This window comes from Saccharothrix sp. BKS2, from assembly GCF_047689505.1.
GTDB classification, from domain to species: domain Bacteria; phylum Actinomycetota; class Actinomycetes; order Mycobacteriales; family Pseudonocardiaceae; genus Actinosynnema; species Actinosynnema lopnurensis.
Genome location: NZ_JAUQOL010000007.1, coordinates 1 through 12,805, shown reverse-complemented (window position 1 = coordinate 12,805; position 12,805 = coordinate 1). Strand labels below are relative to the sequence as shown.

General features: G+C 76.0%; 11 protein-coding genes. 6 read left to right on the top strand and 5 right to left on the bottom strand.

All coding sequences use genetic code 11. The features are described 5' to 3' along the window. Nucleotides 1-51 precede the first annotated feature (51 nt). From Q5530_RS16155 to Q5530_RS16145, 3 genes are read right to left on the bottom strand one after another with little or no spacing between them, the layout of a single operon-like run. Nucleotides 52-912: a metal ABC transporter permease gene (locus Q5530_RS16155; RefSeq protein WP_415363089.1), complete on the bottom strand. Its 861-nt coding sequence runs from the start codon at nucleotides 910-912 to the stop codon at nucleotides 52-54. Next, nucleotides 909-1,646: a metal ABC transporter ATP-binding protein gene (locus Q5530_RS16150; protein WP_415363088.1), complete on the bottom strand. Its 738-nt coding sequence runs from the start codon at nucleotides 1,644-1,646 to the stop codon at nucleotides 909-911. The genes Q5530_RS16155 and Q5530_RS16150 overlap by 4 nt, the downstream gene beginning before the upstream one ends. After that, complete coding sequence (locus Q5530_RS16145; RefSeq protein ID WP_415363086.1) at nucleotides 1,643-2,548, bottom strand: metal ABC transporter substrate-binding protein; 906 nt, start codon at nucleotides 2,546-2,548, stop codon at nucleotides 1,643-1,645. Before Q5530_RS16145 ends, Q5530_RS16150 begins: the two co-directional genes overlap by 4 nt. Nucleotides 2,549-2,782: 234 nt before the next feature. Between Q5530_RS16145 and Q5530_RS16140 the strand changes: the two genes are divergently transcribed. The 3 genes from Q5530_RS16140 to Q5530_RS16130 all read left to right on the top strand — a co-directional run bounded on the left by Q5530_RS16140 (nucleotide 2,783) and on the right by Q5530_RS16130 (nucleotide 8,075). Further along, nucleotides 2,783-3,649 carry a calcium-binding protein gene (locus Q5530_RS16140; RefSeq protein WP_415363085.1) on the top strand — a complete coding sequence of 289 codons (867 nt, stop codon included), beginning with the start codon at nucleotides 2,783-2,785 and terminating at the stop codon, nucleotides 3,647-3,649. A 106-nt stretch (nucleotides 3,650-3,755) separates the two neighbouring features. Then, nucleotides 3,756-5,075: a calcium-binding protein gene (locus Q5530_RS16135; protein ID WP_415363083.1), complete on the top strand. Its 1,320-nt coding sequence runs from the start codon at nucleotides 3,756-3,758 to the stop codon at nucleotides 5,073-5,075. A gap of 96 nt (nucleotides 5,076-5,171) precedes the next feature. Further along, on the top strand, nucleotides 5,172-8,075 hold the full coding sequence (locus Q5530_RS16130) for a BTAD domain-containing putative transcriptional regulator (RefSeq protein ID WP_415363081.1): 2,904 nt from the start codon (nucleotides 5,172-5,174) through the stop codon (nucleotides 8,073-8,075). A 59-nt stretch (nucleotides 8,076-8,134) separates the two neighbouring features. Here Q5530_RS16130 and Q5530_RS16125 read toward each other — a convergent pair whose 3' ends face one another. Further along, on the bottom strand, nucleotides 8,135-9,412 hold the full coding sequence (locus Q5530_RS16125) for an RNA polymerase sigma factor (RefSeq protein ID WP_415363080.1): 1,278 nt from the start codon (nucleotides 9,410-9,412) through the stop codon (nucleotides 8,135-8,137). Between the two features lie 14 nt (nucleotides 9,413-9,426). Continuing rightward, nucleotides 9,427-9,846, bottom strand: a complete 420-nt coding sequence (locus tag Q5530_RS16120) for a YciI family protein (protein WP_415363078.1) — start codon at nucleotides 9,844-9,846, stop codon at nucleotides 9,427-9,429. Between the two features lie 134 nt (nucleotides 9,847-9,980). Here Q5530_RS16120 and Q5530_RS16115 point away from each other — a divergent pair, with 134 nt between their 5' ends. Genes Q5530_RS16115 through Q5530_RS16105 form a run of 3 tightly spaced genes read left to right on the top strand, consistent with a single transcriptional unit; the run spans nucleotide 9,981 to nucleotide 12,600 of the window. After that, nucleotides 9,981-10,790: a class I SAM-dependent methyltransferase gene (locus tag Q5530_RS16115; RefSeq protein ID WP_415363077.1), complete on the top strand. Its 810-nt coding sequence runs from the start codon at nucleotides 9,981-9,983 to the stop codon at nucleotides 10,788-10,790. Nucleotides 10,791-10,834: 44 nt separating this feature from the next. Then, complete coding sequence (locus tag Q5530_RS16110; protein ID WP_415363076.1) at nucleotides 10,835-11,038, top strand: hypothetical protein; 204 nt, start codon at nucleotides 10,835-10,837, stop codon at nucleotides 11,036-11,038. A 38-nt stretch (nucleotides 11,039-11,076) separates the two neighbouring features. Beyond that, nucleotides 11,077-12,600 carry a protein kinase domain-containing protein gene (locus Q5530_RS16105; protein ID WP_415363075.1) on the top strand — a complete coding sequence of 508 codons (1,524 nt, stop codon included), beginning with the start codon at nucleotides 11,077-11,079 and terminating at the stop codon, nucleotides 12,598-12,600. The last annotated feature ends 205 nt before the right edge of the window (nucleotides 12,601-12,805 follow it).

The following is a 12,805-nucleotide window of genomic DNA, read 5'->3' as shown; positions in this document are numbered from 1 at the left end:
GCCCCTGGTCACGGTTGTGAACAAATCACGGATGTGAACGAATTCGGACCGTCAGGCCGCCGTCCGCCGGTTCGCCGCGATTCGCCGGCCGAGCAGACCGTGCCGCGGCGCGAAAAGGTGTGCCAGCAGGAACAGCCCGCCCTGCACCAGCACCACCATGCCCCCCGAGGCGGTGTTCAGGTGGTAGCTCAGGTACAGCCCGAGCACCGCCGCGCCGACCGACACGGCCGGGGCGATCACGAGCATCCGCCCGAACCGGTCGGTGAGCAGGTGGGCGGTCGCGCCCGGGATGACCAGCATCGCCACCACCAGCACCACGCCGACCACCTGGAGCGCCACCACGCAGGTCAGCGCCAGCAGGCCGAGCAGGGCCGCGCCGAGCAGGCGCGGGTTGAGGCCGATGGCGTGGGCGTGCACCGGGTCGAAGGCGTAGAGGGTGAAGTCGCGGCGCTTGAGCAGCAGCGCGACCAGCACGAGCGCGCCGAGCGCGGCGATCTGGGCGAGGTCGGCGCGGGCGACGCCGAGCAGGTTGCCGAACACGACGTGGTTGAGGTCGGTCTGGCTGGGCGTCACCGAGATCAGCACCAGCCCGAGGGCGAACAGCGTGGTGAACACGATGCCGATCGCCGCGTCCTCCTTGACCCGGCCGCCGTCGCGGACCACGCCGATGAGCGCGACCCCGAGGAACCCGAACACCACCGCGCCCAGCGCGAACGGCGCGCCGAGGACGTGGGCCAGCACCACGCCCGGCAGCACGGCGTGCGACACCGCGTCACCCATCAGGGACCAGCCGATGAGCACCAGCCAGCACGACAGCACCGCGCACACGGCGGCGGCGACCACCGCGGCCGCGAGCGCCCGGACCATGAACCCGTAGCCCAGGGGCTCCACCAGCAGCTCGTACGGGGTCACGCCGGCTCCTCGCGGGCGGTCACGTCGAGCCCGAACGCGCGGACCAGGTTCTCCGGCCTGAGCACCTCGTGCGACCGGCCGTGCACCAGGACCCGGCGCATCAGCAGCACCGCCTCGTCGGCCAGGGCGGGCAGCCCGTGCAGGTCGTGGGTGGACACCAGGACCGCCGCGCCGTCCGCGGCCAGTTCCCGCAGCAGCCGCGTGATCGTGCCCTCCGACCGCTTGTCCACGCCCGCGAACGGCTCGTCCAGCAGCAGCACGCGGGCCTCCTGCGCGATGCCCCGGGCCACGAACGCCCGCTTGCGCTGCCCGCCCGACAGCCGGCCGATCTGCCGGGCCGCCAGGTCGGTGAGGCCGACCCGGTCCAGCGCCCGGTCGACGGCCTCGTGGTCGGCGCGGCCCGGACGGCGGGTGAAGCCCAGCCGGCCGTGCCGCCCGGTCATGACCACGTCCCGCACCGACACCGGGAACGCCCAGTCCACCGCCTCGCTCTGCGGCACGTAGGCCAGCACGCCGGAGCGCCGCGCCCGCAGCGGCGGGCCGCCCCGGACGCGGACCGCGCCGCGGTCCGGCCGCACCAGGCCGGTGATCGCCTTGAACAGCGTGGACTTGCCCGACCCGTTCACGCCCACCAGCCCGCACACCCGGCCGGTGGCCAGCGACAGGGTGACGCGGTCCAGGGCGAGCACGTCGCCGTAGCGGACGGTCACGTCGTCCACCTCGACCGCGTTCACCCGGGGTCCCGGGTCAGCGCGGCGGCGATGGTCCGGGCGTCGTGGCGCACCAGGTCCAGGTAGGTCGGCACGGGACCGTCCGGTGTGGACAGCGAGTCGACGTAGAGCACACCGCCGAAGGCGGCCCCGGTGGCGGCGACGACCTGCCGCATCGGGGCGTCGGACACGGTGGACTCGCAGAACACCGCGGGCACCGCGTGGGCGCGCACGAACTCGATCACCCCGGCGACCTGCCGCGGCGTCGCCTGCTGCTCGGCGTTGACCGCCCACAGGTAGCGCTCGGTCAGCCCGGCGTCGCGCGCCAGGTAGGAGAACGCGCCCTCGCAGGTCACCAGCGCCCGCTTGCCCTCGGGCAGCACCGCCAGCGCCGCCACCAGGTCGTCGTGCACCCGTTGCAGCTCGCCCCGGTAGCGCTCGCCGTTGGCCCGGAAGTCCGCCGCGTGCCGCGGCGCCAGCGCGGCGAACGCCTCGACCAGGTTGTCCACGTAGGTCCGGACGTTGAGCGGCGACATCCACGCGTGCGGGTTCGGCTCGCCGGCGTAGGCGTCCTCGGCGATCGGCACGGGCGCCACGCCCTCGCCGGCCACCACGTGCGGCACGTCGACCTCGGCGACGAAGCGGGCGAACCACGCCTCCAGGCCGAACCCGTTGTCCACGACCAGGTCGGCCGCGGCGGCTTTCTTGACGTCGTCGGGGGTCGGTTCGTAGCCGTGGACCTCCGCGCCGGGCTTGGTGATCGACTCGACCCGCAGGTGCCCGCCCGCAACGGCGCCGGCGATGTCGGCCAGCACCGTGAACGTGGTCAGCACCACCGGCCGGTCGTCCCGCGCGGTGGCGGCCGGCGCGCCGCAGCCGCCGGTGAGCAGCGCGACCGCGCCGATGACGCCGATCAGCTTCGTCATGGTCGGGACCGTAAGCCCGGGTCCGTTCGGCCGGCGGGGCGTGCACCGAAAAGCGCAGCGCCGCTACCTCTTCCGGCCCACCCCGGCCGGGGCGGCGCGAACGCTGCGCAGCCGTCCGGCCCCCGGCTGGGCCGCCCGGGGACGACCGCAGGCCGACCCCAACCCGACCGCAACCGCGACGCGGTGTGCTCCTCCCAGCCGGGGGCACCGTCCCCGGGAACGGGAGGGGAAACCATGACCAGGACCAAGCTCGCCGCGGTGGTCGCGCTCGCCGCGGGACCGGTGCTGCTCGGCACGGGCACGGCGACCGCCGACGCCGGCGGCACGGTGGCGCTGTCCGGGACCTCGCTGGTCTACCAGGCCGGCGGGGAGCGCAACACCGTCATCCTGCGCCACCTCGGCACGCGGTTCGTGTTCGACGACTCCGTGGAGGTGCAGACCGGCCCGGGGTGCTGGCACCCGTCCGCGGCCGACCTGACCCTGGTGGAGTGCGACGACTCCGGCGTCACGACCGTCGTGGTCTACGCGGGCGGCGGAGACGACGTCGTCTCCAGCACGCTGGCGTCGCCCACGATCCTGTGGGGCCAGGCGGGCGACGACCACCTGTACGGCGGTCCCGGCGACGACATCCTGCGCGGGGACGGCGGGGAGGACCACTTCTCCGGCGGCGGCGGCCGGGACGGGGTCACCTACTACGGCTACGCCACCGCCGTGGAGGCCGACATCGACAGCGTCTCCGAGGACGACGGCGTGCCCGGCGAGGGCGACACGATCTGGGGTGACGTCGAGGACCTGTACGGGGGCGAGGGCGGCGACACGCTGACCGGCAACGGCAACGGCAACGCCATCGTCGGCAACGGCGGGAACGACACCATCGACGGGCTCGGGGGCCCGGACTACCTCTCGGGGTCCAACGAGAACGACTGGATCCACGGCGGGTCCGGCGACGACACCGTCCACGGCGGTCCGGGTGACGACCGCCTGTGGGGGGACGGGGACGTCGACCACCTGAACGGCGGCGTCGCGGGCGACGACTGGCTCTTCGGCTCGCTCCAGGACACCTGCGTGGAGGGTGAGCTCTACGTCGGGTGCCAGCCGTAGCGGAACGGGGCGGTGGGGCCGCGCCGGCCCCACCGCAACCGAACCGCAAGGCTCCCCCGCTACAACTCCACCAGACCCCGGAACGGGGCCGGAGAAGGGGGAGGACATGCGAACGGTGCACAGGAGCGCCCCGCAGGCCGCGGCGGCGCTGGCGCTCGCGGTGGTGGCGGGCCTGCTCACGGGCACGGCCGCGCACGCCGACGCGTACGGGGGCAAGGTGTGGCTCGCCGACGGGGTCATCCACTTCGTCGCCGCCGAGGGGTACGCCAACGACGTGACCGCCGTGTGCTGCGCGGCGCAGTCGAGGATCGCGATCCGGGACGCCCACCCGATCGAACTGGTCGGCGCCGGCTGCCAGTACCCCGACCCGTCCGACAAGCGCGAGATCGCCTGCGGGACCCCCTCGACCCCGGTCGAGATCCACCTCGGCGACCTGGCCGACACCCTGGCGGTGCGGGAGCCGATGTCGACGATCCACGGCGGGGCGGGCGACGACGTCATCGGGCTCGGGCTGTCGGAGGACGTCGTCGACGGCGGGGAGGGCGACGACACCGTCAACACCGCCGCCTCGGGCCAGGACCTCCTCCAGGGCGGCTCCGGCTACGACGTGGTCCACTACGAGCCCGGCTTGGCGCAGCTCCACGACGACGTGGTCAAGACCGACGTGGAGAAGATCGAGAACGGCGCGGGCCACTACACCCTGTCGGACGGCCTCGTCGGCACGGTCGGGGTCGGTGGCGCGCAGTTGGCGTTCACCGCGGCCTCCGGGCACGCCAACTCCACCACGATCACCCTCTCCCCCGACGCCGACCGCTACCTGGTCGACGACAGCGCGCCGGTCCTCGCGGCCGACGGCTGCGAGCACCCCGACCACGCGGACACCACCCTGGTCGGCTGCGACGCCACCGGCGTCCAGGGTCTGCTCGCGCTCGGCGGCGACCAGGCCGACCTGCTGGACAACCGCACCGCGACCCCGTCGACCCTGGTGGGCGGTCCGGGGGACGACGCGCTCGACGGCGGCGCGGGCCCGGACCTGCTGCGCGGCGAGGGCGGCGCGGACGTGTTCCGGGGCCGGGAGGGACGCGACACCGCCGACTACGCCGGCCACCGGCGGGACGTGACCGCCGGCATCGGCGGCCCGGCGGGCGACGACGGGGAACCCGGCGAGGGCGACACCGTCACCGGCGACGTGGAGGACCTGCGGGGCGGCCTCGGCACGGATCACCTGACCGGCGACGACGGACCCAACCTGCTCGACGGCGGCGCCGGCGCCGACGTGCTCTCCGGCCTGGACGGCGACGACGAGCTGCACGGCGGGCCCGGCGTCGACCACCTCGACGGCGGTCCCGGGGTGGACCGCCTCGACGGCGGCGCGGACGGCGCCACGTGCACAGCCGGTGAGCTGACGTCCGCCTGCGGTCCCTGATCCGGCGGTTCCGCGACGCGACCCCCGGCCGACAGGCTGGGGGTCGCGCGCCCGACCGGGGTCACCGGCGCCCACGCGCGCCGGACGGGGGTCGGGGTGGCCGAGGTCGACATCCGGGTCCTGGGTCCGCTGGAGCTGGTCGGACCGGCGGGCCCGGTGCCCCTGGGCGGGCCGCGCCAGCGCGCGCTGCTCGGGCTGCTGGCCCTGCGGGCGCCGCGCGTGGTGTCGCAGGAGGCGCTGCTCGACGGCGTCTGGGGCGAGGACCCGCCCGGGTCGGGGGTCCGGACCCTGCACGCGCACATCGCCCACCTGCGCCGCGCGCTGACCCGCGCCGAGGTCGGCGACCTGATCGCCACCCGCCCGCCGGGCTACGCGCTGGCGGTGGACCCGGACCTGGTCGACAGCACCCGGTTCGAGGGGCTGCTGCGCCGCGCCCGCCACGCCGGGTCGCCCCACGACGTCGCCGCCTGCCTCCGCGAGGGGCTCGGGCTGTGGCGCGGGGACGTGCTGTCGGACTGCCCGGTGCGGGAGTGGGGCAGCGCCGAGGCGGCCCGGCTGCGCGAGTCCCGGCTGACCGCGACCGAGGAGCTGCTGGACGCGGAGATCCGCCTCGGGCGGGGCGGCCACGTCATCGCCGACCTGGAGGCGCTGGTCGCGGACCACCCGCTGCGCGAGCGGTTCTGGGAGCTGCTGGTGCTCGCGCTGGCCGAGGACGGGCGGCAGGGCGACGCGCTGGGCGCCTACCAGCGGGCCCGCGCCACCCTCGTCGAGCAGCTCGGCCTGGAACCGGGCGCGCGGCTTCGGCGGTTGGAGGCCGCCGTGCTCGCGGGCGAGAGCACGCCGCGTCGGCCCGCGGACCCGGTGGCCGTCCCGGACCGGGACTTCCCCGCCCCGGTGACGCCGCTGGTCGGCCGGGCGGCGGACCTGGGCGAGCTGACCGGCCTGCTCGACACCCGGCGCCTGGTCACCCTCACCGGGGTGGGCGGCGCCGGGAAGACCCGGCTGGCCATCGCCGTGGGCGACGGCCGCGCCGAGGCGCTGTTCGTGGACCTCACCCCGCTGCACGACCCGCACCGGCTGCCCCGGGTGCTGGGCGACCGCCTCGGGCTGCGCGAGGAACCCGGCCTCGACCCGGTCGACGCGCTCGTCCGCCACCTGCGGACCCGGCGCACGACGCTCGTGCTGGACAACTGCGAGCACGTGCTGGACGTCTGCGCGCCGGTCGTCCACCGGCTCCTGCGCTCCTGCCCGCGACTGCGGGTGCTGGCCACCAGCCGCGAGGCGCTCGGGGTGCCCGGCGAGGTCGCCTGGCCGGTGTCCGGCCTGCCCGTCCCGCCGGCCGGCGCGGACACGCTCGCGGCGGTCCGCGAGCACGACGCGGTGCGCCTGTTCCTCGACCGCGCCGCGCTGCCCGCGGTCCGCGCGCTCACCGACGGGGACGCCGCCGCGCTGGCCACGATCTGCGCTCGCCTGGACGGGCTGCCCCTCGCGCTGGAGCTGGCCGCGGCGCGCACCGGCGTGCTGACCGTGGCGGAGATCGCCGCGCGGGTGCACGACCCGTCGCTGCTGCGCACCGGGCGGCCCGGCGGTCGGCCGCACCACCAGGCGCTCCACGACACCCTGGCCTGGAGCTACGACCTGCTCGACGACCGGGGCCGGGCGCTGCTGCGGCACGTCGCCGTGTTCGTCGGCGGTTTCGCGCTGGGCGCGGCGGAGGCGGTGTGGCCGGGCGGGGACGCCCTGAACGCGCTGGCGGACCTGGTGGCGAAGTCGCTCGTGGTGGTCGACCACGGCCCGGCGGGCGCGCGCTACCGGCTGCTGGAGATCATCCGGCACTTCGCGCACGGGGAGCTGGCCGGGCGCCCCGAGGAGGCCGAGGCGGCGCGGGCCCGGCACGCCGCGTTCCACCTCGCCGCGGCGGAACGCGCCGACGCGGGGCTGCGTGGCCCGGACCAGGTCGGGTCGATGCGCGCGCTGGCGGCCGGGAGCGAGGACCTGTGGGCGGCGAAGGAGTGGTTCGCCGCGACCGGCGACGGCGTCGCCGGGCTGCGCCTGGCCGTGGCGATGGCGAGGTACCACCGGCTGGCGGGCCACTACCGGCGGGGACGCCGGTGGCTGGACGACGCGCTCGCGGCCTGCCCGCGCGGCCCGGTGGAGCTGGTGGCGGCCGCCCGGCTCGCCGCCGCGTTCCTCGCCTACTTCGACCTCGCGCACGACGACTCGACGGCCGCCGCGCTGCGGGCGTTGGAGGGGTTCCGGGCGGTGGCGGACCGGGGCGGAGAGGCCAGGGCGCTGCGGCTGCTCGGGTCGATCGCCCGCGAGCAGGGCCGCTACCGCGAGTCGCGGTCCTGGTACGACCAGGCGCTGACCGCGCACGGCGACGACGCGGGCGCGGTGGCGGACGTCCGGCAGATGGCGGGCTTCACCGCGTGGGTGGCGGGCGACCTGGAGGACGCGGAGGCCCTGCTCGACGAGGCGCTGCGGCACTACCGGTTCGCGCGCGACGAGGAGAGCATCGCCTCCACCCGCATCCACCTCGCGCTCACGGCCGTCTACCGGGGGCACCCGGGGCGGGCCCGCCGGCTGGCGGAGGAGGCCCTCGCCGCGTTCCGGCGGCTGGGTTTCCGGGAGGGGCTGGGGTACGCCTACGACGTGCTGGGCCTGGTCGCGCTGCGCACCGGCGGGCACGAGGACGCGGTGACGTGGCTGCGGACCGGCCTGGGGATCCACGGCGAGGTGGGCGACTGGTGGCGCCAGGCGAGCGTGGCCGACGCCCTCGCCGCGGCCCACCTGGTCGGCGGGCGCCCCGGTCGGGCGGCCCGGCTGATCGGCTTCGCCGACGCGCTGCGCGAGCCGCACGGCATCCCGGTGCCCGCGCGGGAACGCCCGGAGCGGGAGCGCACGATCGCCCGGACCCGGGCGGTGCTCGGGGAGGACGCGTACTACCTGGAGCACTGCGAGGGGCGGGAGATGTCGGTGCGCGACGCCGTGGAGGGGTGAGGCCCGGGGGGTGAGGCCCGGCGCAGTGAGACCCCGTGGGCCGCCGAGCCTCACCGCGCTCAGCCCAAAGCCGCGATCTTGCCCCTCAGCACCGCCCGCTCGCGCTCGTTGCCGCACAGTTCCACGGCACGGGCCAGTTCGGCACGCGCCTCCTCCACCCGCCCCAACCGGGTGAGCAGCTCCCCGCGCACGCTCGGCAGCAGGTGCGACCCGGCCAGCGCCCCGCCGGCCGCCAGCTCGTCCACCACCGGCAGCGCCGCGGCCGGCCCCCGCGCCATGGACACCGCCACCGCCCGGTTGAGGTCGACCACCGGGGACGGCGCGAGCCGGCCGAGCGCCTCGTAGAGCAGCACGACCCGCTCCCAGTCCGTCGCCCCGACCGAGGGCGCCACGGCGTGGCACTCGGCGATGGCCGCCTGGAGGCCGTAGGCGCCCAAACCCCGCCCGACCCGCTCCGCGCGGACCAGGGCGGCCCGGCCCCGGACGATCGCGGCGCGGTCCCAGCGGCGGCGGTCCTGGTGCTCCAGCAGCACCGGTTCGCCGTCCGGGCCGGTGCGGGCGGGGAACCGGGCGGCGGTCAGCTCCAGCAGCGCCAGCAGGCCGTGGACCTCCGGCTCGTCCGGCACCAGGCGGGCCAGCACGCGGGCCAGGCGCTGGGCCTCGCCGGCCAGGTCGAACCGGATCAGGTCGTCACCGGAGCTGGCCGAGGAGCCCTCGGTGAAGATCAGGTAGACCACGCTGAGCACCGACCCGAGCCGGGCGGCGCGCTCGTCGGCGGGCGGCACCGCGAACGGGACCCGGGCCGCGCCGAGGGTCTTCTTGGCCCGGGTGATCCTGGCCTGCACGGTCGCGGTCGGGACCAGGAACGCCTTGGCGATCTCGTCGCTGGTCAGTCCGCCGACCACGCGCAGGGTCAGGGCGACCCTCGCCTCCCGCGACAGCACCGGGTGGCAGGCGGTGAAGACCAGCGCGAGCACGTCGTCGTCGATCCGGTCCGGGTCCCACACCACGTCCTCCTCCCGGTCGGGGGGCGGGCCGCCCGAGGCGACGCCGCCCTCGCCCAGGTCACGGGCGAGGACGGCGTACTTCCGGTCCCGGGTGGCGCGCCTGCGGAACGCGTCGACCGCGCGCCGCCGGCCCACGGTGAGCAGCCACCCCGCCGGGTTGCGGGGCACGCCCTCGCGCGGCCAGGTCACCAGCGCCTCGGCCAGCGCCTCCTGGGCGAGGTCCTCGGCCAGCGCGAAGTCACCGGTGTAGCGCGCGAGCGCGCCGACGATCCGCGCCGACTCGATCCGCCAGACGGCGGCGACGGCCCTGCGACCCGTGGGGTCCGACATGCCCTCGGCCCCACTCAGAGCTGGCCGGTGGCTTCCCGCCACGCCCGCTCCTTCGCGATCCACTCGTTGTCCTGCGGGAACTCGTCGATCGTGCTCACCCGGCGGACCTCGGTCTTGAAGCCCGGACCGCCCATGGGCATCCGCTTGGCCCACTCGACGGCCTCCTCCTTCGAGGCCACGTTGAGGAGGTAGAAGCCGCCGAACAGCTCCTTGGTCTCGCCGTACGGGCCGTCGGTGACCACGGGCGCCTCGGCGGAGTAGTCGACCACCACGCCCTCGGCGCTGTCGGCCAACCCCTCGGCCGCGACCAGCACGCCGGCCCGGATCAGCTCGTCGTTGAACCTGCCGACGGTCTCCAACATGGTGTCGAAGTCCACGTCGCCCATCTTCTCGTAAGCCTCGTCGGTCGCGCGCATGATCAGCATGTACTTCACGGTCTTCGTCTCCCTGGGTGTTCGGGCCGCTCCGGTGGACCCTCTCATCCCCAGGTCGAACGGGTGGGGCACTCGATCGACACACCCGCCAAAATCTTTTCCGGGAAATCCGCGGAGCCGGCTAGGGTCGCCCCGTGACCGCCGACTGGCTCGACGTCAACCGCGCGAACTGGGACGACCGGACGCGCGTCCACGCCGGCAGCGAGTTCTACGACCTGGCGGGTTTCCGGGACGGCGCCTGCACGCTGCGCGCGTTCGAGACCGAGGAGGTCGGCGACGTCACCGGCCGCCGCCTGGCGCACCTCCAGTGCCACATGGGCCAGGACACGCTGTCGTGGGCCCGGCGCGGGGCGCGCGTCACCGGCCTGGACTTCTCCGCCGAGGCGATCGGGACCGCGCGGGCGCTGGCCGCGGACACCGGCCTGTCCGACCGGGCCCGGTTCGTCGTCTCCGACGTCCACGCCGCGCCCGAGGCCCTGGGCGGGGAGCGCTTCGACGTCGTCTACACCGGCATCGGCGCCCTGGTGTGGCTGCCCGACCTGGCGCGGTGGGCGCGGGTCGTGGCCGACCTCCTCGTGGACGGCGGGTTCCTCTACCTGGCCGAGTTCCACCCGCTGGCCGAACTGCTCGGCGACGACGGCCGCACGCTGCGCGACGACTACTTCCGCGCCGGCGGCGAGACCTACGACCAGCCGCACACCTACACCGACGGTCCCGGGTTGACCCGCACGCGCTCGGTCCAGTGGCAGCACCCGCTGGGCGAGGTGGTCACCGCGCTGGCCGGGGCCGGGCTGCGCCTCGACTTCCTGCGCGAGCGCGAGCACACGCTGTTCCGGCGCTACCCCGTGCTGGAGCCGACCGGCACGGGCGGGTACCGCTTCCCGCCCGGCCACCCGCGCCTGCCGCTGATGTACTCGCTGCGCGCCACGAAGCCCGTGCGCTGATCCCTGGGCCTCTTCGTCGCGGCACGCGGTGAAGGTCTCGGCCAGTGGTCGGCTCAACCGGCGGCAGGCTCCCCGCTCAACGCGGCGCGACGACGATCCCGGCCGGCGTCACCACCGGGGACATCGCCGCGTTCGCCCTCGTGGCGGTGACCGCGTGCCCGCCGGAGAAGCCGGTGGACGTGCTGCTCGCCGGGCTCGTCGTGCCGGCGGGGACCGAGCCGCGACCCCGACCGACCGGGGCCCGTTAGGGTGCTCACCGCACGGGACGTGGGGGACGGAGGAGCCGGTGACGGACGTAGGGCGCCTGGTCGCCGGTCGCTACCGGATCCGCGCGCGGCTCGGCGCGGGCGCGATGGGCGTGGTGTGGCAGGCGTTCGACGAGCGCCTGGGCCGGGTGGTGGCGCTCAAGCAGCTGGTGGTGCCCGAGGGCGTCGACGCGGGCGAGGCGGTGGCGCGGGCGGCCCGCGAGGGGCGCATCGCGGCGCGGCTGCACCACCCGAACGCGATCACCCTCCACGACGTCGTCGAGGAGGACGGCAGGCCCGTGCTGGTCATGGAGCACCTGCCGTCGCGGTCGCTGGCCGAGCTGGGTGTGCTGGGGCCGGACCGGGCCGCCCGGGTGGGCGCCCAGGTCGCCTCCGCGCTGGCCGCCGCGCACGCGGCCGGGATCGTGCACCGCGACGTCAAGCCCGGCAACGTGCTCATCACCGCCGACGGCACCGCCAAGATCAGCGATTTCGGCATCGCGCGGGCGGTGGGCGACGTCGCGGTCACCCGGACCGGGCTGCTCGCGGGCACGCCCGCGTTCCTGTCCCCCGAGGTCGCCCGCGGCGCGGAGCCGGGGCCCGCGTCCGACGTGTTCTCGCTCGGCGCGACGCTGTACGCGGCGGTCGAGGGCAGGCCGCCGTTCGGGGACGGGGCCAACGCCATCGCGTTGCTGCACACCGTGGCCTCGGGGCGGTTCGCGCCGCCCGCGCACGCCGGGCCGCTGACCGGGCTGCTGATGGACCTGCTGCGCACCGAGCCCGGCGACCGGCCGACCATGGCGCAGGTGGCCGAGCTGCTTCGGGTCGGACCGCTGCCCCGGACCCGGCTGGACCTCGCGGTCCCGCCGGTCTCGCTCGACGGGAGAGCCGGGTCGGACCGCTGGGACGCGCAGGACGAGCCGGGAGGGAGGGCCGGGCCTGGCGGGCGGGGCGCACAGGACGCACCGAGCGGAAGTGCCGGGGCGATCTCGCCGGACGGGCGGAACGGACAGGGCGCGCGGGGCGGGCGGGTGCTGCCGATCGCGCTGGCCGTGCTGGTGGTGGTCGGGGCGGTGGTCGCCGTGGTGGTGGCGACCCGCGGCGACGACGGCGACCGGGCGGCCGCCCCCACCGGCAGCGCGCCGGCGGGCAGCAGCGCGCCCCGGACCACCACCACGACAACCACCACAACCACCACGACCACCGTCCCGGAGGTCGCCCTGGAGCAGGTCGTCGCGGACTACTACGCGCTGCTGCCGGACCGGGTCGACCAGGCGTGGGAGATGCTGGGGCCGGGGGCGCGGGGGCAGGGGAAGCCCCGCTTCGAGAAGGCGTGGCGCGACGTGGAGGACCTCACCGTCGTCGCCACGCCCGTGGTGAGCGGACCGGGCGCGGTCACCCTCGCCATCGCCTACACCGACGGCTCCCACCGGATCACCGAGACGCGCCGCCACCGGGTCGTCGTGCGCGACGGCACGCCGTTGATCGAGTCGGACGAGGTTGTGCAGTCCGAGCGGGCCGACCGGAAGAAGCGCCGCGGGGACGAGGACGACGAGGGCGGCTGAGGCCGACCCGGCGCACCCCGCGACGCGCCCCCTCGGCGCACCCCGCAGCACCCTCTCAGCGGCTCCCTCAGCGGCTCCCGCCGAGCTCACCGCTGAGGGTGCGGTGGATGCTCGCGCTCTGCTCGTTCTGATCCTCACCCCGTTTGGCGGAGTCGGGTTGCTGGAGTTCAGGCTACTGGAGCGATCCTGGCGTGTCGGAGTTCGT